Origin of the sequence: Streptomyces odontomachi, from assembly GCF_024435355.1 — a bacterium.
Lineage (GTDB): Bacteria > Actinomycetota > Actinomycetes > Streptomycetales > Streptomycetaceae > Streptomyces > Streptomyces odontomachi.
Genome location: NZ_JAMJWG010000007.1, coordinates 304,933 through 330,516, shown reverse-complemented (window position 1 = coordinate 330,516; position 25,584 = coordinate 304,933). Strand labels below are relative to the sequence as shown.

The window sequence follows — 25,584 nt, the reverse complement described above, 5'->3', positions numbered from 1 at the left end:
CCCGCGAAGGTCTGCGGATGAATCTACGGTGCGCACCTTCGACGGTACCGGACCGGGGAGCGGAGGTTCACGGTCCGTCGTTCGAGGATCGTCGGGGTGCGTCGCGGCCGTCAGCCGTGGTTCGGCCAGAGCGTCGGGTCGGGACGGAAGCGGACGCACAGCTCGCCGTCGGTGAGGCCGGCACCGTCGACGGTGCACCGGCGCAGCGCGGACGGCAGGTCGACGATGCGGCGGAACGGGCCGGCCGTGACGACCAGTTCGTCACCGCGCCGCACCAGGTCGAGCTCACCACGGCGCGCGCCGGGCAGCGGAACGTGCCAGACGAGCACGCCGTCGGCGGCACGGCGATCGGTGACCGGCCACGCGGCGGTGCGCTGCGCTCCGGCCGGGGGCACGGGCACGAGCGGGGGCACGAACGGGTCCACCGGATACCGGGGCGGCGCGGCGGCCAGGGCTGCGAGGTCGTCGGCGCCGCGTGGCTCGTGGCCGAGGTGGCCGACGCCGTACAGCCGGGCGTCGGGATGCCCGGGCAGGTGCCGGTCGTCCCGCGGGCCGTACGTCGCGGCCCAGTCGTCGACTGTCTTGCGCTGCTGCGCGGCGAGCCGGTCCAGCCACGGGCCGGCGGAGTCCGGCAGCAGCCGGTTGGCGACGAGCGCCTCCATCCGCAGGCCGTACAGGGCGAGGCCGAGGGCCGCGGTGCGCACGGCTTCGCCGCCGGCCTCGCCTGGCTCGGCGACCAGCCGCACGCTGGTGGTCGGATCCTCGATCACGCTCTGCACCATCGCCAGCTCGACGTCCCAGCGGGCCGCTGTCTCGTACAGGCCTTCGGTGGGCAGCGGCGCGCCCGTCAGCCGCCCCAGGAGGGGGCGCAGCGCACGGGCTGCCTGGCGCTGCTGCGGCAGCAGGCGGCGCAGGTAGCGGCGCAGCCGTTCGGGCAGGGCGAGGGCGGCGAGGGCGGCTTCGGTGGCGGGCAGGTCCACGACCACCAGGTCGTGGGGGCCGGTGGCGGCGTCCCGCAGGGCGCGCAGCAGGGCCAGTTCGGTGCTGCCGGGCAGCGGGGTCAGCTCGTCGGCGTCGAAGCGGTCGGCGCCGAGCAGATCGAGCATGGACGTGGCGCGCTGCTGCGCGGCGAGCAGGTCCGTGGCAAACCGCGCGGTCGGGTCGAGGCGCAGCACCGTCAGGCCGGGTGCCGTGCCGGTGCCGAGGACGCCGCCCACGGTGTCCGTGGGGTCGGTGGCCAGCAGCAACGTCCGAGTGCCCTGGCGGGCGGCGGCCAGCGCGGTGGCCGCCGCGACGGTGGTGCGACCGGCGCCGCCGGGGCCGGTGACTAGAAGCGTCCGCATACTCCGCATACACCGTCACCGGGTCGAAGGGGTGTTTCCGATTCCGTACGGACCGCCGGTCGACGACCGGTCGCGCACGACGGCCGCGCCGGATGCGGCGAACGCGAGGGACGCGCCGGGCGACGGGCGCCGCCGCCACCCCGCAGCGCCCCGCCGTACCGCGTCCCGACCATCCGCCGGCTGCCGACCGTGTGCGGCACGCGGTACGCGCCTCCCGCGTCCCGAAGGATCCGAGCGCCGTCTCGGAGGACCCGAAGGAGCGGGACCGGCCGCGGCCGGACCAGCGGGCGCCGGCCGGCCGAAGGAGCCGGGCGTCGCCGAGCGCCGTCGCCGCCCCGCGGGGACGTGTCCGGCCGCGTCCGCATCACGCGACGTCGAACGGCGGCCGGGAGAGCCGGGGCAACGGTGCCGGGCCGAAGCGCCCCGGTGGCGAGGTCGTCGTTCATCCGGCCGTCGACGAGGACTCGACCCGCTTCTTCAGGCCCGCCAGGGCGCGGTCGATGATGACCTTCTCGGCCTTGCGCTTGATCATGCCCAGCATGGGGATCTTGACGTCGACCGTGAGCCGATAGGTGACCTCGGTGCCGCCGTCGCCGACCGGCGTGAGGCGGTAGGTGCCCTCCAGGGAGCGCAGCATCTGGGACTTGACCAGGGTCCAGCTGACCTCGCGGTCGCCGTGCCAGGTGTAGGCGAGCGTCTGGTCGTCCTTGATGGCGCCGGCGTCCATGACCAGCCGGACCTGCTCGGCACGGCCCGTGTCGTCGGTGGCGAGGACCTTGGCCTCCTTCACCTCGCCCGTCCAGTCCGGATAACGGTCGAAGTCGGCGATCACGTCCATCACCTCATCCGGTGCCGCTTCGATCGTGATGCTCGAACTGGTGTGTTCCGCCATCGCCGTGGCTCCTCCAGATGCGGGTCCGGCCAAGGGTGTCGGACGTGGGTCAGCGCTGCGGGCGCACCGAGGCTCGCGCCGTACGGCCGCCCATGCAGCGGAAGGCTACCGCGCGTGGGATACGGGACCTGCACGGGCGTGTCACCACTCGAGCGTCCAGGGCCGGCCGGAGGCGGCGAAGTGCCCGACGTTCACGCACTCGGTCCGGCCGATCCGCATGCGCGGCGCCAGCGGCTGGTGCACATGGCCGAAGAGGGCGTACCGGGGGCGGGTGCGCCGGATCGCGTCGAGCAGGGCGCGGCTGCCGCGCTCGAAGCGGCGCGCCGTGGTGTCGTACACCAGCTCGGGGACCTCGGGCGGGATGTGCGTGCACAGCACGTCGACCTCGCCGAGGGCCTCGATCTTCGCCGCGTACTCCTCGTCGGCGATCTCGTAGGGGGTCCGCATGGGCGTCTTCAGACCGCCGCCGACGAAGCCGAAGACGCGGCCGCCGATCTCCACCCGCTCGCCGTCGAGGACGGTGGTGCCGGGTCCGGCGTACTCCGCCCACAGGTCCGGTATGTCGACATTGCCGTAGGTGGCGTACGTCGGCGTGGGGAAGGCGGGGAACATCTCGGCGTACTGCTTGCGCACCGCCTTCTCGATGGCGGCGCGCGGGTCGGCACCGAGGTCCGCCCAGAGCCCGGCGCCGAAGGTACGGGCCTCGTCGAAGCGGCGGGCGGTGCGCAGTTCGACGATGCGGTCCGCGTTCTCGACGCCGAACAGGTCGGGGAAGATGCCGCGCGAGTGATCGTGGTAGTCAAGGAACAGCACCAGGTCACCGAGGCAGATCAGGGCGTCGGCGCCGTCCATCGCATGCGCGAGGTCCCGGGCGTTGCCATGCACGTCGCTCACCACGTGCACCCGCGTGGTGACGGGCCGGCGCACGGCCGTCCCGCCCCGCGCGGCATCGCCCGGACGCTGACCGAATGCCGTGCTGCCGTCCATGACGATCCAGCCTAAGCCCCCGTGTGCGACGGTGGAACAAACACGGCCAGACGGGGTGGGACCTGCGGCAACTTCCTCCTAGGGGAGGGAGTGGACTACTGTGCGCGAAGCACCGACATGATGTGTGACGCGGCAAACATCTGAGCGGCCCCCCTACCGCCCGGGTGGTACCGATGGGTAACGTCGGCCAGTCCAGTGAGCCACGGGCCCGTCATCGGTTGAGCATTTTTCAGCCTACGAAACCCGTGACTCATCCTCCCTCACGCTCCTCGAGGAGCAGGGGGGACTCCCAACTAGCCTTGGACCGTCCGTCGTATCGCCCACTCTCCCCCCACCACCTCCCCCGCCGCCGCTGGGAGGCGCCACCGAGGTACGTCAGCCCATCACCCTTCCAAGGACGCGCCGCACGCGCCGTCTCCCCCGACGCCGGCGCCCGATGAGGAGCAGCAGTTTTGCGCGAGTTCAGCCTTCCGGCCCTGTACGAGGTCCCCACGGACGGGAATCTGACGGACATCGTCCGCCGAAACGCGGCTCAGCATCCGAACGTCGCCGTCATCGCCCGCAAGAGGGACGGTGTCTGGCAGGACGTCACCGCCGCCGCGTTCCTGGCGGAGGTGCACGCCGTGGCCAAGGGATTCATCGCCTCGGGGATCCGGCCGGGGGACCGGGTCGGCCTGATGTCCCGCACCCGCTACGAGTGGACGCTGCTGGACTTCGCGATCTGGAGCGCCGGCGCGGTCACCGTGCCGGTGTACGAGACCAGCTCGCCCGAGCAGGTGCAGTGGATCCTCGGTGACTCCGCGGCGGTGGCCTGCGTGGTCGAGCAGGACGTGCACGCCCAGGCCGTGGAGTCGGTGCGCGAGGGGCTGCCCGCGCTCGGGCACGTGTGGCAGATCGAGCCGGCCGGCGGTGACCCGTCGACCAGCGCCGTCGAGCGGCTCCGGCACGCCGGGGAGGACGTCGCCGACGAGGTGGTCGAGGAGCGCAGCTCCGTGGCGAAGGCCGACGACCCGGCCACCATCGTCTACACCTCAGGCACCACCGGGCGCCCGAAGGGCTGCGTGCTGACCCACCGCAGCTTCTTCGCGGAGTGCGGCAACATCGTGGAGCGGCTGCGTCCGCTGTTCCGCACCGGCGAGTGCTCGGTGCTGCTGTTCCTGCCGCTGGCGCACGTCTTCGGACGGTTGGTGCAGATGGCGCCGATGATGGCGCCGATCAAGCTGGGCTGCGTGCCGGACGTCAAGCAGCTCACCGAGGAGCTGGCGGCCTTCCGGCCCACCCTGATCCTGGGCGTGCCACGGGTCTTCGAGAAGGTCTACAACGCGGCACGCGCGAAGGCGCAGGCCGAAGGCAAGGGCAAGATCTTCGACCGGGCCGCGGACACCGCGATCGCCTACAGCCGCGCCCTGGACGCCCCCTCGGGCCCCTCCCTGGGCCTGCGGCTGAAGCACAAGACCTTCGACAAGCTGGTCTACAGCAAGCTGCGCGCGGTGCTCGGCGGCCGCGGCGAGTACGCCATCTCGGGCGGCGCGCCGCTGGGCGAGCGTCTCGGCCACTTCTTCCGCGGCATCGGGTTCACCGTCCTGGAGGGCTACGGCCTCACGGAGTCCTGCGCGGCGACCGCGTTCAACCCCTGGGACCGGCAGAAGATCGGCACCGTCGGGCAGCCGCTGCCCGGTTCCGTGGTGCGCATCGCGGACGACGGGGAGGTGCTGCTGCACGGCGAGCACCTGTTCAAGGAGTACTGGAACAACGAGGCGGCCACCGCGGAAGCGCTGGCCGACGGCTGGTTCCACACCGGTGACATCGGCACCCTCGACGAGGACGGCTACCTCCAGATCACCGGCCGCAAGAAGGAGCTGATCATCACGGCGGGCGGCAAGAACGTGGCGCCCGCCGTGATCGAGGACCGTATCCGTGCGCACGCGCTGGTCGCCGAGTGCATGGTGGTCGGCGACGGACGGCCGTTCGTGGGCGCGCTGATCACGCTCGACGAGGAGTTCCTGGCCCACTGGCTGAAGGAGCACGGCCGACCCCCCGGGACGCCCGTGGCGGCCCTGCGTGACGACCCCGTGCTCCTGGCCACCGTCCAGGAAGCGGTGGACGAGGGCAACGCCGCGGTGTCCCGTGCGGAGTCGGTGCGCCAGTTCCGCGTCCTGGCGTCGCAGTTCACCGAAGAGGCGGGGCATCTGACGCCGTCACTGAAGCTCAAGCGGAACGTGGTGGCGAAGGAGTATGCGGACGAGATCGAGGCGCTGTATCGCAACTGAGGCCTGAGCGGCCTCACCGGCCTTGGCGCGCGGGGCGCGCCCTTCCGGTTCCCGGTGCCCCTCCAGGGGCGCGGGGAACTGCGCGACCAACCCCCACCGGCCGGTGGTCCGGACACGACAGAAACAGCCCCATCAGGACGGTGACGAACCAACGGCCCCGTCGTGGCTCGTCGCGCAGTTCCCCGCGCCCCTCTACGGCGCCTACGGCGCGCGCCTGTCCCGGGAGCCTCTCGGGCGCCCGGCGCCCCATGGTCCCTGGAGAGCGCACGAAGTGCCCCTCCAGGGGCGCGGGGAACTGCGCGAGCAACCCCCACCGGCCGGCGGTCCGGACACGACAGAAACAGCCCCATCAGGACGGTGACGAACCGACGGCCCCGTCGTGGCTCGTCGCGCAGTTCCCCGCGCCCCTCTACGGCGCCTTCGGCGCGCGCCTGTCCCGGGAGCCTCTCGGGCACCCGGCGCCCCATGGCCCTTGGAGGACGCACGAAGTGCCCCTCCAGGGGCGCGGGGAACTGCGCGAGCAACCCACCAGCGGCCGGCGGTCCGGACACGACAGAAGCAGCCCCATCAGGACGGTGACGAACCAACGGCCCCGTCGTGGCTCGTCGCGCAGTTCCCCGCGCCCCTCTACGGCGCCTTCGGCGCCCTCGCCGGCAGGCGCTTGGCTGGGGTCAGAGCAAGCGCTTGAGGCGGTCCGCCAGGAGGTCCCAGCGCCACTGGGCCTCCACCCAGGCGCGGCCGCGCTCCCCCATGCGTCGGCGCAGCGCCGGGTCCGCGAGCAGGGCAAGGACCCGGTCCGCGGTCTCGGCGGGGGCCTCGGGCGCGGCGCCGCGCACCACGTACCCCGTTTCCCCGTCGAGTACGGCGTCGGGCGCGCCGCCGGAGTCACCGGCCACCACCGGAAGGCCGGTCGCCGAGGCCTCCAGGTAGACGATGCCGAGGCCCTCCACGTCGAGCCCGCCGCGCCGGGTGCGGCACGGCATGGCGAAGACGTCGCCCGCACCGAAGTGGGCGGGCAGTTCCGCCCATGGCACGGCGCCGGTGAATCGGACGGCGTCGGCGACGCCGGTGTCGCGGGCGAGCGCACGCAGCCGCTGTTCGTAGGGCCCGCCCCCGACCAGCAGGAGCACCGCGTCCGGCTGGTCGGCCAGGATCCGCGGCATGGCCCGGACGAGGGTGTCCTGGCCCTTGCGCGCGACCAGCCGGGAGACACAGACCACGACGGGGCGCCCGCTGAGGCCGAGCCTCTCGCGTACCACGTCACCGCCGGAGCCGGGGTGAAAGGCCTTCTCGTCGACGCCGGGCGGCAGATGCGCCATGCGCGCGGCGGCCTCGGGGGTGAGCGCCGCCGCGATCCGCGACCGGGTGTACTCGCCGAGGTAGGTGACCGTGTCCGTGGCGTCCCCGATGCGCCGCAGCAGGCTCCGGGCGGCCGGCAGTTGCGCCCAACCGGCCTCGTGGCCGTGCGTGGTGGCCACCAGCCGCTCGGCGCCCGCCCTGCGCAGCGCGGGCGCCATCAGGCCGAGCGGTGCCGCGGCCCCGAACCACACGGAGGCGCAGCCGTGCTCCTTCAGCAGGCCGGCCGCGCGCCGGGTCACCTGTGGGGTGGGCAGCAGCATCGTGGTCGGGTCGCGCACCACGGTGAAGGGCTGCTCGGCATCGAAGGCCGCGGTGGCCGCGACGCCTTCGGCGCCTCGCTTCCAGGTGGACGCGTAGACGACGATCCGCGCCGGATCGAGGCGTACGGCCATGTTGTGGAGAAATGTCTGAATACCACCGGGGCGGGGCGGAAAGTCATTGGTCACGATCAGGGTCTTGTACATCGCCGCTGACAGTACCGAACCGTCCCCGCATGGAGCTCTCAGCAGCGCCCGGCATGATGACGGGTGCACGCGCCCGTCGGGGCTGTGCGGGCCGGGGCTGCGCGGGCGTCCCGGGCGTGGGTGGCAGCAGGAAGCGACGAGGTGAGCAGGTGGCAGTGGCGGGTGGGGCCCGACGACGGTGGGCGGTGGCGGCCTGGGTCGGCAGCCGGGTCCTGTTGCTGGCCTGGGTGCTCAAGGCGGTCCCGTTCCCCGGTCTGGACGTCACCGGCGATGTGTCGGTGACCTACCGCGGCTGGTACGAGGTGCTGCGCACCGGCAGCTACCCGGTCGGCGACATCACCTGGCAGTACCCGCCCGGCGCCGCCCTCGCCATGCTCTCCCCCGCGCTGCTGCCCTTCCTGGCCTATGCGACCGCGTTCGCGCTCGTCCTGCTGGCGCTGGACGCACTGGTGCTCGCGATGCTGCTGCGCGCGGGCGAACGCCGGACGGCTCAGAGCGCGCCGGGCGGCTCCGGGTCGCTGCGCGGCGCCTGGGTGTGGGTCGCCGGGGTGCCGCTGCTCGGTCCCACCGGGTATGCGCGGTACGACCTGATGGTGGCCGCCGTCGCCGTCGCGGCCCTGCTCGTGGGGGCGCGACGGCCCCGGCTGCTGGGGGCGCTGGCCGCGTTCGGCGCGCTGCTGAAGGTGTGGCCCCTGCTGGTGCTGGTGGGCACCCGGCGGGGCCGGACCACGGTGCGCTCCTGGGGCACGGCGGTGGCCACGGGCATGGTCCTGCTGCTGGTCACGGGGCTCACACTGCCGGGGGCGCTCGGTTTCCTGGGCGCCCAGCGGGGCCGCGGCACGGAGGTGGAGTCGCTGGGCGCCCTGGTCTTCCAGGTGGCCCGGCACCTGGGCTGGGCGGGCGAGGTACGGCTGAACTACGGCTCGATCGAGTTCCTCGGGCCGTACGTGGCGGTGGTGAGCGGTGTCGCCGAGGGGCTGTCCCTGGTGGCCTTGGCGTGGCTGCTGGTGTGGCGGTACGCCGCGCGCGCCCGGCCGCCCGGCACGCTCGCCGATGCCGCGTTCGTCGCCGTGCTGCTGTTCACGACGACCAGTCGGGTGATCAGCCCGCAGTACATGGTGTGGCTGGTCGGGCTGGCCGCGGTCTGCCTGGTGCGCCGTGCCGCGACGATGACGGGGCCCGCCGTGCTGGTGCTGGCGGCCACGGCGGTCACGACGCTGGAGTTCCCGATCTGGTTCGGCCATGTGGTGGCCGGCGACGCCTTCGGCATCCTGCTGCTGTGCCTGCGCAACGGCCTGCTGGTGGCCGCGACCGTGATCGCGGGCGTCCGGCTGTGGCGGCGCACCGTGTCCGTGCCGCGCCGGACGGCAGAAGCCTCCTCCGCCGCCGCCCCGCAGACCGCTCACGACCCGGGCGACGGGCGCCGCTGGCTCTCGTCCGTGCCGGCGCACCCCGACTGATCGCGCCCCGGCGTACCGCGCCGTCCACGCGACCGGCTCACCCGAGTTGATCGCGCAGGTACGCCCGCCACCGTGCCGTGAACTCCGCCCGGCTCACCCCGAGGACGTTCCGCAGGGCGTCGTCGACGGCGCCGGTGCGCCCGTCGTGGGCGCCCACCGCCTTGTAGAAGGCGTTCAGCCGTGCCTCGCCCCAGTGGTCGGCGATCAGCCGGCAGGCCAGCCAGCCGCCCTCGTACGCCTCGGCGAGCGGCGCCGCCTGCCGGGAGAAGCCGAAGTCGGTGTCGTCCGGGAGCCGGCCGGGCACCCGGCCCGCGCGCACCGCCTGCTGGAGTTCGGGGGCGGCCTGGGCCGCGGTGCGCCCGCTGTGGCGGTAGCCCACCCAGTCCGCGTAGCCCTCGGAGAGCCACAGCGGGGTGGCGGCCGACGTGGCCGCACGGGTGGCGACATGGGTGGTCTCGTGGGTCAGCACGACCTGCCGGCCGAAGTCGCTGAGCACCCCGTACGCCTCCGGGTTGATGATCACGCGGTCGGCGGGCGCCTGGGCGGAGCCGCCGACCTCGCCGGTGGTGACGGCAGCGATGCCGCGGTATCCGGAGGCGGGCGAGCCCAGCAGGCTCGCCATGCCGCTCAGCGAGGCGGGCACCTGCACCACGACCCGGGCCGACCATCCGGCGCCCCAGGCGCTGGAGACCGCGGGGACCGCACGGTCGGCGAGCCGTGCGAACTGCTTCAGCCGGGCGGTCTCCTGGCCGACGCCGAGCACCAGGCTGTGCGCGCCGCGCACGGCCACCACCCGGCCCTGCTCCCACAGCTGTTGGACGGCGTGCGCGGCGGGCTCGTCGTCGATGACGTACCAGTGGCCGGCCCGGCGGCGCAGGGACAGGGTGCGGGCCGTGGTGATCGGGGCGTGGTCGTAGCCGCTGATCCGGTAGCGCAGTTCGGCGTCGGCTCGTGCCGTGGCGCCGGTGCGGTGCACGGCGGTGACGTGGTACGTCCAGGAGCTCAGCGGGACGGCCGCCAGATTGCCGAACCAGGTCGCCGACCTGCGGGCGGCGGCCGGGTCGGCGTCGGCGCCCGCGGTGGCCAGATAGGCCGCCTCGTCGTGTCCGAGCACGGCACGGGCGCGCCGGTCGAGCAGTTGCCGCACCTGGCCGGTGGCGGGGTCGACGGTGCTGGTCCGGTCGCAGCCGACCAGGCCGGCAGGACCGGCCGCGCCCGCGCAGATTCCGAGCAGGGCAAGGCCGAGTCGTACCTGCCGCTTGCCTTGCCCACGACCCGCCACGGGCACGATCGTACGGTGAGCGGCGCCGCCCTTCAGGTCCACCTGGGCGCCGGTGTTCCGGTCGGCGCCTTCGACAGCGGGTGCTTCCCGTGTCGCCGGAGCCCGCCGTCCGCCCCGCGTGGCGGCTCAGATCCGCGTCACCGACGAGATCGGCAGCATGCCCACCGGGTCGTAACGCACCCGCGCGCCGGGATACGGCGCATGGATGACCTGGCCGCGCCCCGCGTACAGGGCGATGTGGCTGGCGTCGGCCCGGTAGGCGACCAGGTCGCCGGGTCTGGCCTGCGCCAGCGGCACCTGCCGCCCGGCGAAGCGCTGTTCCTGTGAGGTGCGCGGCAGTGCGACACCCGCCTGGCCGTACGCCCACTGCACGAGACCGGAGCAGTCGAAGGAGCCCGGGCCCTCGGCGCCCCACACATAGGGCCGTCCGAGGGCCGACTGGGCCGCGGCGAAGGCGGCCGCGGCACGCGCCGAGGCGGGCGCGGCGCCCGGGTCGAGGACGGCACCCAGGACGGCGTACGGGGCGTTCGGGGTGGTGCCGGCCGCGTGGGCGGCACGCTGCGCGGCCGGCAGGGTGAGCAGCAGCCGTCGGGCCGCGGCGAGCTTGCGTTCGACGGTCTGCTTGTGCCGGGCCACCGCTCGACGGCTGCGTTCCAGCTCCGCCAGGCCACGGACGGCCTCGTCGCGATCCTGCGCCTGGGTGCGGGTGAGCGCCCTGAGCTGTCTCAGCCGCTCCGTGGCTCGGTTGCCGGCCCGGTCGAGGGCGGACGCCCGGTCCAGGTAGTTCTCCGGCCGGGAGGACAGGAAGAGGCGGACGGCGGGGTCGAGGCCTCCGGTGCGGTACTGCTCCCCGGCGAGGGAACCGAGGGCGCCGCGCAGGGTGTTGATGCGCTGCTGGCCTCGGGCCAGCCGGTCCTGGGCCCGGGACACCTGCCCGGCGAGCGTCCTGGCCCGCTCGGTGGCACGGTCGTACGCCTCGGTGGCCCGCTCCGCCTGGCCGTACAGCCGGTCGAGTTCGGCCAGGGTGCCGGCGGCGGGCCGGTCGGGTGGTGCGGCGCAGGCCGGCGCGGCGGCGAGCGCCGCGGCCGCGGTGGCCGTCGCGGCGGACAGGACGGTGGCTCGGGTGCCACGGGTCCGCCGGTCGTTGCCGGGTTCTGCGAGGCGGCGATGAGACCCCACGGGCAGTCGCTCTCCTTACGCTGACGCACCCCTGGTACAGGGCTGCGACGCCAGAGAGTAACCATTCGCACCCGTCATGGCTACGTTCCGTATTGTGCCCGTGCCGTGCGGTAGCGCGCGAAACCCGCCGCAGACGCAGGTCAGCGGCGGGTCATGGGAGTACGGCGACGGCGGGGAATTCCCTCGTTCGTGGGCGATCGGCCCGGCGACGTGACGTGACGTGTCGCCGAGCCGTCCGACGGTGCCGACCGGAGCGGCACCTGGAGTCGGCTCAGACGCGCACGCCGAACTGGAAGGGCATGGCGTTGAGGGATTCGTAGCGCACGTTGGCACCGGTGTGCGGGGCGTGCAGGATCTGGCCGTTGCCCGCGTAGAGGCCGATGTGGCTCAGGTCGCTGTAGAAGAGGACGAGGTCGCCGACCTTGAGCTGGCTGGCGGAGTAGATACGCGTCCCGGCGTTGGCCTGGGCCTGGGAGGTGCGGGGTATGGACACACCGGCCTGGGCGTAGGCCCACGAGGTGAGGCCGGAGCAGTCGAAGGAGCTGGGGCCCGTGGCGCCGTAGACGTACGGCGAGCCGATCTTGGTCTGGGCGGCGGAGAAGGCCGCGCCGGCCCGACCGGAGGCGGGGACACCGCCACCGAGACGGCCCTCGCTGTCCCGGCTGGCCCTGGCCTCGTCGGCGGCGAGTTGCTGCCGCTCCTTTTCGGTCAGGGTGTTGAGGAGCTTCTGGGCCTCGGAGAGCTTGCCCTGGATCTGCTTCTTCTTCTTGCCGAGCTCCTTGCGGGTCTCCTGGAGATCCTTGAGCTTGGCGGTGGCTTCCTTGCGCTCCTGCGCGAGGGTGCGCTGCTTCTCCTGGATCTTCTTCAGCGCTTCGACCTGCTGGCCGCTGAGCTGATCGAGGGTGGAGGCCTTGTCCAGGTAGTCGTCCGGGTCGGACGAGAGGAAGAGCTGCACGGAGGGGTCGATGCCGCCCGAGCGGTACTGGGCGCTCGCCACCGAACCGAGGTCGTCCCGCAGGTCGTTCAGCTCGCCCTGGCCGCGGGCCACCTTGTCCTGGAGGTCGCCGACCTGCTTCTCGAGCTTCTTCGCCCGCTCCTTGGCCCCGTCGTACTTCTCGGTGGCCGTCTCCGCCTCGTGGTAGAGCTTGTCGACCTTGGCCTTGACCTCTTCCTTGCTCTGCTTCGGAGTGGCCTGGGCGGCCTGCGAGGTCAGGGCGACAGCGGCTGCGGCGGTCGCGGTGAGCACGGTCACGCGTGCGCGGCTCGGCTGTTTGGATCGACGGTGGGACGCCACGGAGGCGAGCTCCTTCTCCTCCAGCCGCCTACCGGAACACTGGTGGGCGGGTGCCCCTCCACCGTCGCTCCCGATGAGCGATCACCCGAGCGGAGGTTCGAGGCCAGACCCTAGTGACCTTCTTGTGATCAGTTCAAATCCTGACGGAGAAAAACTGCCTTGCTCAGGGTTTTCTTTACCCATAACTCACCACTAGTGATATAGAGCTGACGCTACGTTGCGCACAGATATCCTTAATCGGGGCATTGAAGGCACATGTTGCCGATGGTGCGTAGGGGATTCAAAGCCCGAAGTCGCCGGCGAGCGGTCGGGAACGAAGGCGCGCCGAATCGCGCGAGGCCGGCGATCAGCCCCGGGAGAGGCGTTTGAGCAGGACGACGGAGGCCACCGGGCGCGCACCCGCCTTGGCGATGCCGTCGGCGACTTCGCGGTCCGTGGAGACCACGATCACCGGCCGCCCCGGCGGCTCGGCACGGACCAGTTGGCGGATCAGCTCGTCCGCCGTCACCTTCGGCTTGGAGAAGAGCACCCGCACGCCGCGCGGCGGCGCCAGCAGCACCGGCGCGGCGAGTTCGGCGCCGTCGAAGACGCAGGTGACCTCGGCGCCGGTCTGGGCGGCCAGCAGCGAGAGCGCCCCGAGCAGTCGCAGCCGCTGTTTCTCCAGCGGCATCTGCGGATAGCCGGTCTTGGTGACGTTGTACCCGTCCACGACGAGATGGGCCTGCGGCAGCGCCAGCAGCTGATCAAGAATGGCCGGATCATGCTCCGACAGGGCACGTGCCGCGATGTCCTTCGGGGTCATCTGCCCCGGCTCGACCGCCTCCACGGTCTCCGCCGGCCGCACCGAGACGGGCGGCAGGGCGAGTTCGCGGCGCAGCCCCTGGGCGGAGTCGAGCAGGGTGTCGAGCAGCAGGCGCAGCCGCATGTCCTCGACGCTGCGGCCCTCACGAGCCGCTCTGCGAGTGGCCTCCAGCGCCGACTCCGCCTCGGACAGCCGGGACCTGAGGCGCCGTGCCTCGCTCTCCGCGACCGACGCCTGCGCCTGCCCTTCGGCACGTGCCGCCTCGATCTCGTCGCGCGCCTTGCGGACCGCGGCCTCGCCGCGCTTGACGTCGCTGAGGGCGCCGCGCAACTTGCGGCGCAGCGACTCGGCCTCCTTCTTCGCCGCCTCCAGCTCGATGCGCAGCCCTTCGGTCTCGCTCCTGGTCTGCTCCCTGGCCTCGGCCAGCTCGACGCGCAGCCGGGTCAGTTCGGCCTTGGCCCGGTCGTCGGCGCGTTCGGCGTCGGCCCGCTGGACCTCCTCGCCCGCTGCGGTGACCAGCTTCACCCAGCCCGGGGGGCGCAGCACATAGGCCGCCGCGGCCACGTCGAGCGGATCGGCGGCGGGCGGCGGGGTGCCCGAGTCGAGTGCGGTGGCCAGCTCGGACTGGGTCTCGCGGAGCCGTTCGGCGATGCGCTGGCGGAACAACGGCTCGCTCTCCACGGCGGAGGCCATGGCGTTCCCGGCGAACTTGGCGCGGCGGTTCGGCGTGAACCGGGCGTACTGCCGCAGCGCCGCGGGCAGCTCGGCGACCGTGAGGCCGCCGAAGCCGTCCGAGACGATCTGGACGACCCGACGGCGCACACCTTCGGGCAGCGGGCGGTCGAGCACCTCAGCGGTGCCGTCGCCCGGCCTCCCGCCCGCGCTCTCCACCATCGTCCGTCACTCCAAGGGAGTCGTGGGCACCGCTCCCGTCAGGAACCGGCGCCCGGCTTGTCCGCCAGCGCCGTCCGGTCTGGCTGGTTCACCGCATCGCACCAAGGGCAGCGCACGGACTCGATGGTCTCATTCACCACCTCGTGCTCCCCGACCCCGGCCCCACCGGCCGGGTCGAAGGGCACCTGCGTGACCAGCCCGGGAAGGACGCGTCACGTCGAACCGAGCGGGATCGCCGCAGCGGATGCGACGCCGACGGAGCTCGGCCGCCGGCGAGTGCCGTCATTCTGCTGTGCCCTCCCTCGCGTTTCCAGAGTGCGCCTGTTTAGTCGAGCGTCCCAGGGCTCGGCGCACTGGGTTGCACGGTGCGTTCGGGTGGTAACCCTACGGCCTTGACGGGCCGCAGGTGCGTGGGCGGCGTGACCCCACACCACGGCACACCCCTTGGTCACCGTTTGTTCTGCTCTGCTGACGAACGAGGCAAAGGCGGCCCGCCCGGAGCCCCACCGGGCGGCTACAGTGAGGGGCCAAGACCGGTCACCGAGGGAGACAGCCAGCCGTGATCACCGCGATCGTGCTCATCAAGACCAGCGTGGACCGGATCCCGGAGATCGCCGAGTCGATCGCCGCGCTGGACAGCGTCAGCGAGGTGTTCTCCGTGACGGGCACCTACGACCTGATCGCCATGGTCCGGGTCGCCTCGCACGACGACCTCGCGGACATCATTCCCGGCCGGATCAGCAGGATCCCGGGCGTCCAGGCCACGGACACGCATGTCGCGTTCCGTACCTACTCGCAGCACGACCTGGAGGCCGCGTTCGCGATCGGGCTGGACAGCTGACCCGTGCCCCGCACTTCGGCGGCGCCTCCCCGGGCCGGATGGTTCCCGGGTCACGGGAGCACCTCGATCACCCCTTGATGTCGACGGCCGCAACGCCCTCCCCCGACGCGGTGTAGAACCGCTTGCCGTCGCCGGCGACCACCGGGGCGAGCAGATCGAGGGCCATGCCACCGACCTCCACCTTCCACCGCACGCGGCCCTTCACGTCGAGGGCGTGGATCTCACTGCCCGAACGCACGCAGCACAGGTCACCGACCACCGCCGGCTGGCCGCCGTCGTCACCGATCGGGTGCTTCCAGAGCGCGGAACCGTCGGTGCCCGTCGCGATCAGTTCCCGCCCGGTCGAGACGATGAAGACGGATCCCAGGGTGAGCGGGGCGAAGGGGATTCCGGTACCGCGGCCCGGCTTCCTCCACCGTTGCCTGCCTGCCGTGCTGATGCCGTACAGGGCGGCCGAGCCGCCGTTGACGCCCACGGCGATGGTGTCTCCCGAGACGGCGGGCCGGTAGACGTCGCTCTCCAGCTGGAGCTTCCACAGCTCACTGCCGTCCGACGCTCGCAGGGCATGCAGGTGGTTGTCGTAGTTCCCCACGTACACCACGCCGCCGGCGACCGTCGGCGCGACGTCCGGCGCTCCCGGCATCCCGGTGTCCCAGGCCGGATGGCCGCTCAGGCTGAACGCGCAGACGCCGCCGGGCCCGTCCGGCGGGCTGCTGGCGTAGCCGACGAGCACCCGGGAGCCGGCCACCTGGACCGTGTCGGTGATGTCGCCGGGCAGCGCTCGCGACCAGGCGGCCTTGCCTTTCGGGGTCACCGCCCGCAGCTGTGCGGGCTCCCCTCCGCTGTTCGCCCGCACGCCCACGTAGACGGTCCCGTCCCGCCCGACCGCGGGGGTGGTGACGACCGCGTACTCGTCGAACTTGCTCGTGTAGCGCACCTGCCAGCGCTCCTTGCCGTCGGCGGTGCCGACGGCCCGCAGGGTGCCGTCGTCCACCGCGAGATAGAGCACGGAGCCGTCCGGGGAGAGCGCCCCGCAGGCACCCCAGCCTTCGGACAGGTCGCGGTCCTTGCCGAGCGCGTACTGCCAGCCGACCGTGGCCGTCGCAGGCTTGTGCGGGTGCGCGGCCCCGGAGGGCGGGGAGGACGCCCCGCCGGATCCGCCGTCCTTGTCCCCCGGGTCCCGCAGCCAGAGCCAGCCGCCGAGACCGCCCACCGCCGCGACCGCAGCACCGCCGGTCAGGGCGGTCAGCAGGCGACGTCGGGAAGTCCCGGGCGTCGGCTTCGGTGCCGGGACGTCCGTCACCGTCACCGGGGCCATGTACTCGACCCGGCTCTCGCCCTCCACCGACCCGTGCTGCGGGAGCCAGCGCTCCTCGCCGCCGGCCCGGGCGGCTTCGTCGGCCCCGCCGCCGGTGGATCCGGCCGGCGGCGAGTACCAGCCGGGCCGCATGCTTTCCCGCAGGGTGCGCGCCGTGTGCCCGGCAGCCTTGACCACCTCGTGCGGGGTGGGCCGCTGCTCGGTGTCCTCGCGCAGGCATGACTCCACCAGCGGCCGGAGGTCCGCAGGCACCCCGGACAGATCGAAGTCCCTGGTCAGGATGCGCAGCAGGACCACCGAGTCCTGCCCCTCGCCGAACGGCCCGCGGCCGGCCGCCGCGTAGGCGAGGACCGTGCCGAGCGAGAAGACGTCGCTCGGCGGCCCCACGGTCGCGCCGTTGCGGATCTGCTCGGGCGAGACGAAGCCGACCGAGCCGACGACCGTCCCGGTGCGGGTCAGTACGGTCGCCTCCAGGGCCCGGACGATCCCGAAGTCGATGACCCTCGGGCCGTCGGCGGCCAGCAGGATGTTGGACGGCTTCAGGTCGCGGTGCACCATGCCCTTGGCGTGGATCGCGGCCAGCGCCTCGCCGAGCGCGCCGGCCAGGGTGCGCACCGCCTGCTCGGGCAGCGCCCCCTGGTCGAGGACGGCGTCCCGCAGGTTCGGACCGTCGACGAACTCGGTGGCCATCCACGGGCGTTCGGCTTCGGTGTCCGCGTCGACGACCCGCGCGGTGTACGTTCCGGCGCCGCCGACGGTCTGCGCGGCGCGCACCTCCTGGCGGAACCGGGCCCGGAAGGTGCGGTCCTCGGCGTGCTCGGCCCTGACCACCTTGACGGCCAGCCTGGGCCCGGTACGGGCCTCGGCGAGGTACACCTCGCCCATGCCGCCCGCGCCCAACCTGCCCAGGACCTCGTACGGGCCGATCCGCCGCGGATCCGCCTCGCGCAGCGCCTGCACCTTTCCGCTCCCCCCGTGTCCACGAGCCACGTCAGAGGGAGCGTATACGTCGCGTACCCGTCAGGGAGTCAGACCGCCGGGACGCACCGGCCGTCCTGGGTGCGGTACGTCCACCGGGCTCCGTCGCGCACCAGTTCCCCCACCGCGCGGACGAAGCGCTCGACGTGCTCGTCGGGGGTGCCCACGCCGAAGCTGACGCGGACCGCGTTCAGGGACGGCTCGCCGGGCGCCGCGTCCGGGGCGCCGCACTCGCCCTGGGTCTGCGGATCGCCGCCCAGCAGGGTGTGCACCAGCGGATGGGCGCAGAACAGGCCGTCGCGTACGCCGATGCCGTACTCGGCGGAGAGCGCGGCGGCGAAGTGGGAGCTGTTCCAGCCGGCGACGACGAAGGAGACCACGCCGACCCGCGCGGCGTCGTCGCCGAACAGCGAGAGCACCCGCACCTGGGGCACCTCGGCGAGCCCCTCGCGCAGCGTGCGCAGCAGGTACCGCTCACGGGGGACGAGCGTGTCGAAGCCGGCGTCGGTGAGGGCCCGGCAGGCGGAGGCGATGGCGTAGGCGCCGATGACGTTGGGCGAGCCCGCCTCGTGCCGTGCGGCGCCCTCGTGCCACTCGACGTGCACGCCGCCGTCGGTGCGCCGGCTGACCCTGCGGCTGGCTCCGCCGCCGGCGAGGTACGGGTCGGCCGCCCGCAGCCAGTCGGCACGGCCGGCCAGCACCCCGGCGCCGAACGGCGCGTACAGCTTGTGGCCGGAGAAGGCGACCCAGTCGACGTCGAGTTCGCGGACCGACACCGGGTGGTGCGGCACGAGCTGGGCGGCGTCCAGCACGACACGTGCGCCGTGTGCGTGCGCGACCGCCGCGATCTCGCGCACCGGCCAGAGCTCACCGGTGACGTTGGACGCGCCGGTCACGCAGACCAGGGCGGGCGTGCCCGCCGGGTGCGCGGCGAGCGCACGGCTCACGGCCAGCACCGCCTGCTCGGGGCTGCGCGGCGCCGCCAGGTGGGTCACCCGGTCCGCGGGCCAGGGCAGCAGGGCGGCGTGATGCTCGGTCTCGAAGACGAGGACGCGGCAGTCGGCCGGCAGGGCGGCGGCGAGCAGGTTGAGCGAGTCGGTGGTGGACCGGGTGAAGACCACCTGGTCGTCGTCCCGGCAGTCCAGGAAGGCGGCCACCGTCCCGCGTGCGTTCTCGAAGAGGTCGGTGGACAACTGCGACAGATAGCCGGCGCCACGGTGCACGGAGCCGTAGTAGGGCGCGTACGCCGCGATGTCGTCCCAGACGCGTTGCAGCGCGGGAGCGCTGGCCGCGTGGTCGAGGGCGGCGTATCCGACCTCGCCGCCGGTGACGAGCGGGACGGTGACGTCCCGTCCCAGCACGGGCAGCGGGACGCCCACGGACGGTCCGGCGGCCGGGGCGGAGGTGGAGGCGAAGGCGGAGGTGGAGACAGGCATGGGGGTACTCCCGTGGCGGCAGCGGATCACCACGCCGGACAGGCCCGCGCGGGGGCGTCGACGGCGCGATGGAAAGGGTGGAGGGGGTGCGGAGGCGGGGCTCTGCGGCCTCAGGGGGTTTCTGATGGATCTCCGTGGAAGGAGGAGCGGCGTTCGGCGCGGCGCGTGGGGGTACCTCCCACGCCCTTGAGGCAGTGGGGGAGTGTGCCAGGCGTCGCGACGCCGCGGAGAGCCGTCAGAGACCCCCTAGCGCATTCGCTTGCTCACGGGAGGCTCCCTCGTACGACCAGGACCCCTGGCCCCACACTCGATGAGAAGCGTGCGAGGGGTCCGCGCTTGCCGTGGACCCTGCTGTCCACGGCCTGGTCTTCACCCGGGGCACCCCGCCACGGACGGAGGGTTGCCGGACAGCCGGCCGGGGCCGTATGACTGTCGCTCTTGACCTGGTCAGGAACCTAAGTGAAGCGCTCGCGGTCCCGCAACTCCTGTCCGGATTGCGGGACCGCTTCCGGTCGACACGCCTAGGCGTTGCTGGCGGCCACCCAGCGGTCCAGGGTGCGCTTGGCGGCGCCGGAGTCGATCGACTCCGCCGTCTTGGCCATGGCGGCGTGGATCTGCTCGGCCAGCGTCCCGGGGCCCGGGTCGAGGGCGACGAGTGCGGCCGCCGCGTTCAGGAGCACGGCGTCCCGTACGGGGCCCGTCTCGCCGTCGAGGAGCCTGCGGGCGACCTCCGCGTTGTACGACGGGTCACCGCCGCGCAGGGCCTCGACCGGGACCAGCTCGATGCCGACGTCGCGGGGGTCGAAGCTCTCCTCGGTGACCTTGCCGTCGCGGACGGACCACACGCGGGAGGTGGCCGTGGTGGTCAGCTCGTCGAGGCCGTCGTCCCCCCGGAAGACCAGGGAGGAGTTGCCGCGTTCGGCGAAGACGCCCGCGACGACCGGCGCCATGCGCGGATCGGCGACGCCGACCGCCTGGGCGCGTACCCGGGCGGGGTTGGTGAGCGGACCCAGGATGTTGAACACCGTGCGGATGCTCAACTGGGCGCGTGCGGCGCCGACATGACGCAGCGCCGGGTGGAACTTGATCGCGAAGCAGAAGGTGATCCCGGCCTCCTGCGCCACCTCGGCCACCCGCTGCGGGGTCAGCTCCAGGTTGACCCCGAGCTTCTCCAGGACGTCCGAGGCACCGGACGCGGAGGACGCGGCACGGTTGCCGTGCTTGACGACCGTGGCTCCCGTGCCGGCGACGACGATCGCCGACATGGTGGAGATGTTGACGGTCTTGGCACCGTCGCCACCGGTGCCGACGATGTCCACCGTCTTCCCGGGCACCTCGATCACCTTGGCGTGCTCGTACATCGTCCGGACGAGCCCGTTGATCTCCTCGACGGTCTCGCCCTTGGCTCTGAGGGCCACCACGAAACCGGCGATCTGCGCATCGGTGGCCTCGCCCGTCATGATGCGGTCCATCGCCCAGGCGGTGGCGTCCGCGTCCAGGTTCTCGCCGGCGAGCAGGGCGTTCAGTGCCTGGGGCCAGGAACGGCCCGCCGCGGTGTGGCCTCCAGCGGGGTGCACAGCGTTCATCAGCCGCTCCTGTGGTCGTCGCATGCTTCGGTCGCCGCCCAGCCTATCCAGGTCCGGGCACGGCTCAGGGCCCCGTCCGAGCAGTGGACGGGGCCCTGTGCCGTGCCGGCGGGGCCGGCGGTGGTGCTTCAGTGCTGGTCAGCGGTACCTCAGTGGTGACCGTGACCGCTGGTGAGCTCCTTGTACTCCTCCGCGGTCGGCTTCGGGATCTGGTTCCCCTCGCCGTAGTAGCCGCGGGAGAGCTTCGCCCGGAGCCGCTGGCCGGGCGAGACCCGCCGCGGCACACCGTTCTCGTCGACGGCCGGGCCGAGCTCCGCTGGCTTGTACTGCTCGTGCGCGGTGAGCGTGTGCAGCTGCTCCGCGTTGAGCGGCTCGTGGACCTCGATGAACTCACCGTGCGGCAGCCGCTTGATGATGCCGGACTCGCGGCCGTGCAGCACCTTGTCACGGTCACGGCGCTGGAGGCCGAGGCAGATCCGCTTGGTGATGAGGAACGCCAGCACCGGTGCCACGAAGAACGCGATCCGCACGAACCAGGTGATCGAGTTGATCGACAGGTGGTAGTGCGTGGCGATCAGGTCGTTGCCACCGCCGATCAGCATCACCACGTACCAGGTGACCCAGCCGACACCGATGGCGGTACGCGTGGGGGCGTTGCGCGGCCGGTCCAGGATGTGGTGCTCGCGCTTGTCGCCGGTGACCCAGGCCTCGATGAACGGGTACACCGCGAGGACGACGAGCACCAGCGGGAAGACCACGACCAGCGGGATGGCCACGCCCAGGACGAGCGTATGGCCCAGGAAGTTGATCTCCCAGCCAGGCATCACACGGATCAGGCCCTCGGAGAAGCCCATGTACCAGTCGGGTTGCGCACCGGTGGAGACCATGTCGGGCCGGTACGGTCCGATGGCCCAGATCGGGTTGATCGAGAAGCATGCGGCGATGATCGCGATGACGCCGAAGACCAGGAAGAAGAAGCCTCCCGCCTTGGCCATGTAGACCGGCAGCAGCGGCATGCCGACCACGTTCTTCTCGGTCCGTCCGGGGCCGGCGAACTGGGTGTGCTTGTGGTAGAAGACCAGGATCAGGTGGCCCACCAGCAGGCCGAGCATGATGCCCGGCAGCAGCAGGATGTGCACCGCGTAGAAGCGGGCCACGAAGTCGCCGCCCGGGAACTCCCCGCCGAACAGGAAGAACGACATGTAGGTACCGACGATCGGCGTACCGAGGATCGCGCCTTCCATGAAGCGGACACCGGTGCCGGAGAGCAGGTCGTCCGGCAACGAGTAGCCGGTGAAGCCGGTGAACATGCCGAGCACGAACAGCAGGAAGCCGAAGACCCAGTTGATCTCACGCGGCTTGCGGAACGCGCCGGTGAAGAAGACCCGCATCATGTGCGCGAACATGCCGGCGAGGAAGACCAGCGCCGCCCAGTGGTGGATCTGCCGGATCAGCAGGCCGCCGCGCACGTCGAAGCTGATGTGCATCGTCGAGTTGAAGGCCTCGGACATCATCTGGCCCTGCAACGGGACGTAAGAGCCGTGGTACGCCACCTCGTTCATCGACGGGTGGAAGAACAACGTCAGATACACACCCGTGAGGATGATGATGATGAAGCTGTAGAGGCAGACCTCGCCCAACATGAAGGACCAGTGGTCCGGGAAGATCTTGCGCATGTTGGACTTGGCCAGGGAGTAGATCCCGAGCCGGCCGTCCGCCCAGTCGGCGACCCGCTCACCGGCGGGCGCCTGGCGGCGCGAAGCGTTGGTTGTGTTGGTCGACGTTCCGCTCATCGTCATCCACGCTCCCAGAAAGCAGGACCGACGGGCTCCGCGAAGTCGCCGAGCGCTTCGAGGTAGCCGTCCTTGTTCACGCCGATGCGCAGCTGCGGAAGGGCGTGCCCCGCCGGGCCGAACAGCACTCGGCCGCCGTCGGAGAGGTCGAAGGTGGACTGGTGGCACGGGCACAGCACGTGGTGCGTCTGCTGCTCGTACAGGGAGATCGGGCAACCCACGTGGGTGCAGATCTTCGAGTAGGCCACGATGCCGTCGTGGGACCAGTCGAGCTCGCGCTTGTCCTTGATGTTCTCCGGCTGGAGCCGGACGATCATCAGCGCCGCCTTGGCGATCTGCTGCTGGAAGTCCTCGTCGTCCTCCTTGAGGCCCTGCGGCTTGGCGAAGGTCAGCGATCCGACGGGGACGTCCTCGGGACGCAGCGGCAGGTCGGTGTTGGTGTTGACGAGGAGCTTGCCCTTGCCCCACAGGGTGTGGCGCAGCTTGTCCTCGGGCAGCGTGCCGAGGTCGCGCAGCAGCACGACGCCGGCGAGGGGCACCAGCGCCAGCGCGCCGAACATGGTGGTACGGATCAGGCCTCGGCGGCCGATCGCGGACTCCTTGGCGCCCTGCCGGAAGTCGCTGAGGACCTTCTCCTTGGTCTCGGGCGACGCCTCGATGGGGTGCCGCTCGTCGGCGATCTCCACGTCCGACATCAGGGTGCGCGCCCAGTGCACGGCGCCCGCGCCGATGGCGAAGAGGGCGACGCCCAGCGTGGTGCCGAGGGCGAAGTTGAGCGCGCTGATGTGCCCGAGCGGGAAGACGTAGATCGACTTGCCCGGCTTGATCGTGACGTACGAGGCGATGAAGCCCACGGTGGCCAGCATGGAGATCGTGAACATCAGGGCGACGCTGCGCTCGGAGCGCTTGGCGGCACGTTCGTCGATGTCCTGGATCCGGTGCTCGTGGGGCGGCAGTCCCGGGTCCTCGAACGGGTTCTCCTCGGCGGGCTCTACCTCGCCGTGCTCCCCACGCTTCTCGGGCAGGTTCTCTTCTGGAATGTCGTCGTGGCTACTCATGACCTCTTGGCCTTTGCGGTCCGAGCGGCGACCCAGGCTGCGACGGCGATCAGCGCGCCGAGGCCGAAGATCCAGGCGAACAGACCCTCGGCAACGGGGCCGAGTCCGCCCAGCTTGAGGCCGCCGGGGGTGGTGGACTCGGAGCTGTTGACCGCGTGCAGGTACGCGATGATGTCCTTCTTGTTCTTCTCCGGCATGGTGGTGTCGGGGAAGGACGGCATGTTCTGCGGGCCGGTGAGCATGGCCTCGTAGATGTGCTTGGGGCTGGTGTCCCGCAGGTTGGGCGCGTACTTGCCGTGCGTCAACGCCCCGCCCTCACCGGTGAAGTTGTGGCACTGCGCGCAGTTGGTCCTGAACAGTTCGCCGCCCTTGGCGATGTCGGCGCCCGACGGGTCCGTCTGGTTCTTCGTCGGCTTGGCCGGTCCGGCACCCAGGGAGGCGACGTACGCCGCGAGCTGGTCGATCTCTGCCTGCGAGTAGATGACCTTCTTCTTCGGCGCCTGGGCACCCTGCTGCTGCAACGGCATCCGGCCGGTGCCGACCTGGAAGTCGACGGCTGCGGCACCGACGCCCACCAGGGACGGGCCGTCGGAGCTGCCCTGTCCGCCGGTCCCATGGCAGCTGGCGCAGCCCACGGAGAACAGCCGCTTGCCCTCGTCGATGGCGAGGGACTGGGCGGTCTCGTCGGCCTGTGCCTGGTCCGCAGGGGCGAACGCGGTGTACAGCCCCCCGGTGGCCGCCAACGCGAGGAGTAGGACGACGACTGCCGCCAGGGGATGGCGTCGTCGTGCGGAGAGCTTTTTCACGGATTACCCCGGTGTCAGGATCTTCTGCGTCGATGCTTCAGGGATGGTGCGATGCTTCGGCTGTGGGCGGGCCGCGGCCGATTACTTGATCAGGTAGATCGTGGCGAAGAGGCCGATCCAGACCACATCGACGAAGTGCCAGTAGTACGACACGACGATGGCGGCCGTGGCCTGGGAGTGGGTGAACCTGCGGGCCGCGTAGGTGCGGCCGAGGAGCAGCAGGAAGGCGATGAGTCCGCCCGTCACGTGCAGCCCGTGGAAGCCGGTGGTCAGGTAGAACACCGAACCGTACGGGTCGGAGGAGAGCGAGATGCCGTCCTCCTTGACCAGGTTGGTGTACTCGAAGATCTGACCGCCGATGAAGATCGCACCCATGATGAAGGTGACGATGAACCATCCGCGCAGCTTCTTCACGTCACCGCGCTCGGCGGCGAAGACGCCGAGCTGGCAGGTGAGCGAGGAGAGCACCAGGATGGTCGTGTTGGTCGCCGAGAACGGAATGTTCAGCGAGTCCGCCATCGCCTTCCAGTGATCGGGCCCGGTCACCGATCGAAGGGTGAAGTACATCGCGAAAAGGGCCGCGAAGAACATCAGCTCGGAACTCAGCCAGATGATGGTTCCGACACTGGTGAGGTTCGGCCGGTTCACCGTCGGGTGCGCGTGTCCGGTTTCTACTGTCGTTGCTGTCGCCACGCCGTCATTATGTCGGTCGCTTATCTTGCACTCACTCCGGGGGGTGCCGTTCGGTGTGTCCGTGCGCGTGTGCGGCCGCTCCGGTCAGGCCCGTACAGGGTGGGACGCCGTGTTGACCGGGGAGCTGAGGGAGTAGCATCCGCGACATCGGGGTCCGGTGCGCTCGCTCGAGGTCCCCCACTGCCCTGAACGGGCGTGGGAGGTGCCCCCACGGGGAGAGCCGCCGGGCAGCCGCCCGGAAGCCGCCGAGAAAGCCGGAGGAGCCATGCAGGCCACCGCCACGGTGCTGGTCTACAGCGACAACGCCCGCACCCGCGAGGAGGTGCGCCTCGCGACGGGCCGCAGGCCGGCCACCGATGTGCCCGAGGTGGAGTTCGTGGAGTGCGCGACCCTGCCCGCCGTGCTCAAGGAGCTGGGCCAGGGCGGCATCGACGTCTGTGTGCTGGACGGCGAGGCGGTGCCCGCGGGCGGCATGGGCGTATGCCGGCAGATCAAGGACGAGATCTTCCGCTGCCCGCCGGTCCTGCTGCTCATCGGCCGCCCGCAGGACGCGTGGCTGGCCACCTGGAGCCGGGCGGACGCGGCGGTGACGCTGCCGGTCGAGCCCGTCGAGTTCGCCGACGCGCTCGCCGGTCTGCTGCGGTCGCGGCTCGCCGTCGAGGCGTAGACGGTGCCCTAGCGGCGCCGGTGCGCACTCACGGCGCCTTTGCGGCGCCGGGTGCGCACGTTAAGGGGCGCGGGGAACTGCGCGACCAGCCACGACGTGACCCTGCGGGTCGTCACCGGCCCGAAGGGGCCGTTTCCGTCGTGTCCGGACCACCGGCCGGTGGTGGGCTGGTCGCGCAGTTC

The 25,584-nt window shown here is 72.0% G+C and carries 19 protein-coding genes, 1 pseudogene and 1 riboswitch; of the genes and pseudogenes, 4 read left to right on the top strand and 16 right to left on the bottom strand.

The genetic code is table 11. From position 1 onward, the window contains the following. Positions 1-110 precede the first annotated feature (110 nt). From NQO67_RS17750 to NQO67_RS17740, 3 genes are all read right to left on the bottom strand, one after another. Positions 111-1,343 carry an ArsA family ATPase gene (locus NQO67_RS17750; RefSeq protein ID WP_255950981.1) on the bottom strand — a complete coding sequence of 411 codons (1,233 nt, stop codon included), beginning with the start codon at positions 1,341-1,343 and terminating at the stop codon, positions 111-113. 442 nt (positions 1,344-1,785) lie between these two features. Further along, the gene (locus NQO67_RS17745; RefSeq protein ID WP_255950980.1) at positions 1,786-2,235 is read right to left on the bottom strand and encodes an SRPBCC family protein; all 450 of its coding nucleotides are present in this window, start codon (positions 2,233-2,235) and stop codon (positions 1,786-1,788) included. A 141-nt stretch (positions 2,236-2,376) separates the two neighbouring features. Beyond that, entirely contained in the window at positions 2,377-3,132 is a 756-nt protein-coding gene (locus NQO67_RS17740; protein WP_255951031.1) for a metallophosphoesterase family protein, read from the bottom strand. A gap of 542 nt (positions 3,133-3,674) precedes the next feature. Here NQO67_RS17740 and NQO67_RS17735 point away from each other — a divergent pair. After that, a complete protein-coding gene (locus tag NQO67_RS17735) occupies positions 3,675-5,492 on the top strand; it encodes an AMP-dependent synthetase/ligase (protein ID WP_255950979.1) in 1,818 nt (605 codons plus the stop codon). A 671-nt stretch (positions 5,493-6,163) separates the two neighbouring features. Here NQO67_RS17735 and NQO67_RS17730 read toward each other — a convergent pair. Next, complete coding sequence (locus NQO67_RS17730) at positions 6,164-7,315, bottom strand: glycosyltransferase family 4 protein (protein WP_255950978.1); 1,152 nt, start codon at positions 7,313-7,315, stop codon at positions 6,164-6,166. Positions 7,316-7,368: 53 nt separating this feature from the next. On the opposite strand from NQO67_RS17730, the gene NQO67_RS17725 reads away from it, so the two are divergent. After that, positions 7,369-8,775 carry a glycosyltransferase 87 family protein gene (locus NQO67_RS17725; RefSeq protein ID WP_374119021.1) on the top strand — a complete coding sequence of 469 codons (1,407 nt, stop codon included), beginning with the start codon at positions 7,369-7,371 and terminating at the stop codon, positions 8,773-8,775. A 37-nt stretch (positions 8,776-8,812) separates the two neighbouring features. Here the strand turns inward: NQO67_RS17725 and NQO67_RS17720 are convergent, their stop codons facing one another. From NQO67_RS17720 to NQO67_RS17700, 5 genes and pseudogenes are all read right to left on the bottom strand, one after another. Further along, the gene (locus NQO67_RS17720) at positions 8,813-10,057 is read right to left on the bottom strand and encodes a hypothetical protein (RefSeq protein ID WP_374119016.1); all 1,245 of its coding nucleotides are present in this window, start codon (positions 10,055-10,057) and stop codon (positions 8,813-8,815) included. Between the two features lie 126 nt (positions 10,058-10,183). After that, positions 10,184-11,236, bottom strand: a complete 1,053-nt coding sequence (locus tag NQO67_RS17715; RefSeq protein WP_255950977.1) for a C40 family peptidase — start codon at positions 11,234-11,236, stop codon at positions 10,184-10,186. 271 nt (positions 11,237-11,507) lie between these two features. Next, the gene (locus NQO67_RS17710) at positions 11,508-12,530 is read right to left on the bottom strand and encodes a C40 family peptidase (protein WP_255950976.1); all 1,023 of its coding nucleotides are present in this window, start codon (positions 12,528-12,530) and stop codon (positions 11,508-11,510) included. Between the two features lie 346 nt (positions 12,531-12,876). Further along, positions 12,877-14,226, bottom strand: coding sequence for an NYN domain-containing protein (locus tag NQO67_RS17705; protein WP_255950975.1), 1,350 nt, complete (start codon positions 14,224-14,226; stop codon positions 12,877-12,879). A gap of 38 nt (positions 14,227-14,264) precedes the next feature. Then, positions 14,265-14,472 (bottom strand): annotated as a pseudogene (locus NQO67_RS17700) (hypothetical protein). A gap of 313 nt (positions 14,473-14,785) precedes the next feature. Between NQO67_RS17700 and NQO67_RS17695 the strand changes: the two are divergent. Next, positions 14,786-15,067: an Lrp/AsnC family transcriptional regulator gene (locus tag NQO67_RS17695; RefSeq protein ID WP_255950974.1), complete on the top strand. Its 282-nt coding sequence runs from the start codon at positions 14,786-14,788 to the stop codon at positions 15,065-15,067. A gap of 67 nt (positions 15,068-15,134) precedes the next feature. Here the strand turns inward: NQO67_RS17695 and NQO67_RS17690 are convergent, their stop codons facing one another. The 7 genes from NQO67_RS17690 to ctaE all read right to left on the bottom strand — a co-directional run bounded on the left by NQO67_RS17690 (position 15,135) and on the right by ctaE (position 24,735). Then, entirely contained in the window at positions 15,135-17,375 is a 2,241-nt protein-coding gene (locus tag NQO67_RS17690; protein ID WP_255950973.1) for a protein kinase domain-containing protein, read from the bottom strand. Positions 17,376-17,413: 38 nt separating this feature from the next. Further along, positions 17,414-18,799: an aminotransferase class V-fold PLP-dependent enzyme gene (locus NQO67_RS17685; RefSeq protein WP_255950972.1), complete on the bottom strand. Its 1,386-nt coding sequence runs from the start codon at positions 18,797-18,799 to the stop codon at positions 17,414-17,416. A 327-nt stretch (positions 18,800-19,126) separates the two neighbouring features. Beyond that, a riboswitch (SAM riboswitch) is annotated at positions 19,127-19,243 on the bottom strand. A 77-nt stretch (positions 19,244-19,320) separates the two neighbouring features. Further along, positions 19,321-20,385 carry an anthranilate phosphoribosyltransferase gene (trpD, locus tag NQO67_RS17680; RefSeq protein ID WP_255950971.1) on the bottom strand — a complete coding sequence of 355 codons (1,065 nt, stop codon included), beginning with the start codon at positions 20,383-20,385 and terminating at the stop codon, positions 19,321-19,323. 149 nt (positions 20,386-20,534) lie between these two features. Further along, positions 20,535-22,178, bottom strand: a complete 1,644-nt coding sequence (gene qcrB, locus NQO67_RS17675) for a cytochrome bc1 complex cytochrome b subunit (RefSeq protein ID WP_255950970.1) — start codon at positions 22,176-22,178, stop codon at positions 20,535-20,537. A 2-nt stretch (positions 22,179-22,180) separates the two neighbouring features. Beyond that, positions 22,181-23,236: a cytochrome bc1 complex Rieske iron-sulfur subunit gene (gene qcrA / locus NQO67_RS17670; RefSeq protein ID WP_255950969.1), complete on the bottom strand. Its 1,056-nt coding sequence runs from the start codon at positions 23,234-23,236 to the stop codon at positions 22,181-22,183. After that, entirely contained in the window at positions 23,233-24,042 is an 810-nt protein-coding gene (gene qcrC / locus NQO67_RS17665) for a cytochrome bc1 complex diheme cytochrome c subunit (RefSeq protein WP_255950968.1), read from the bottom strand. Before qcrC ends, qcrA begins: the two co-directional genes overlap by 4 nt. 81 nt (positions 24,043-24,123) lie before the next feature. After that, positions 24,124-24,735, bottom strand: a complete 612-nt coding sequence (ctaE, locus tag NQO67_RS17660) for an aa3-type cytochrome oxidase subunit III (protein ID WP_255950967.1) — start codon at positions 24,733-24,735, stop codon at positions 24,124-24,126. A 265-nt stretch (positions 24,736-25,000) separates the two neighbouring features. On the opposite strand from ctaE, the gene NQO67_RS17655 reads away from it, so the two are divergent. After that, positions 25,001-25,402: a hypothetical protein gene (locus NQO67_RS17655; RefSeq protein ID WP_255950966.1), complete on the top strand. Its 402-nt coding sequence runs from the start codon at positions 25,001-25,003 to the stop codon at positions 25,400-25,402. Positions 25,403-25,584 lie beyond the last annotated feature (182 nt).

Excerpts from the sequence above, each read along its gene's own strand:
- trpD (WP_255950971.1), bottom strand. The coding sequence starts at position 20,385 with ATGAACGCTGTGCACCCCGCTGGAGGCCACACCGCGGCGGGCCGTTCC.
- NQO67_RS17685 (WP_255950972.1), bottom strand. The coding sequence starts at position 18,799 with ATGCCTGTCTCCACCTCCGCCTTCGCCTCCACCTCCGCCCCGGCCGCC.
- NQO67_RS17750 (WP_255950981.1), bottom strand. The coding sequence starts at position 1,343 with ATGCGGACGCTTCTAGTCACCGGCCCCGGCGGCGCCGGTCGCACCACC.
- NQO67_RS17655 (WP_255950966.1), top strand. The coding sequence starts at position 25,001 with ATGCAGGCCACCGCCACGGTGCTGGTCTACAGCGACAACGCCCGCACC.
- NQO67_RS17730 (WP_255950978.1), bottom strand. The coding sequence starts at position 7,315 with ATGTACAAGACCCTGATCGTGACCAATGACTTTCCGCCCCGCCCCGGT.
- NQO67_RS17745 (WP_255950980.1), bottom strand. The coding sequence starts at position 2,235 with ATGGCGGAACACACCAGTTCGAGCATCACGATCGAAGCGGCACCGGAT.
- qcrA (WP_255950969.1), bottom strand. The coding sequence starts at position 23,236 with ATGAGTAGCCACGACGACATTCCAGAAGAGAACCTGCCCGAGAAGCGT.
- NQO67_RS17725 (WP_374119021.1), top strand. The coding sequence starts at position 7,369 with ATGATGACGGGTGCACGCGCCCGTCGGGGCTGTGCGGGCCGGGGCTGC.
- qcrB (WP_255950970.1), bottom strand. The coding sequence starts at position 22,178 with ATGAGCGGAACGTCGACCAACACAACCAACGCTTCGCGCCGCCAGGCG.
- NQO67_RS17705 (WP_255950975.1), bottom strand. The coding sequence starts at position 14,226 with ATGGTGGAGAGCGCGGGCGGGAGGCCGGGCGACGGCACCGCTGAGGTG.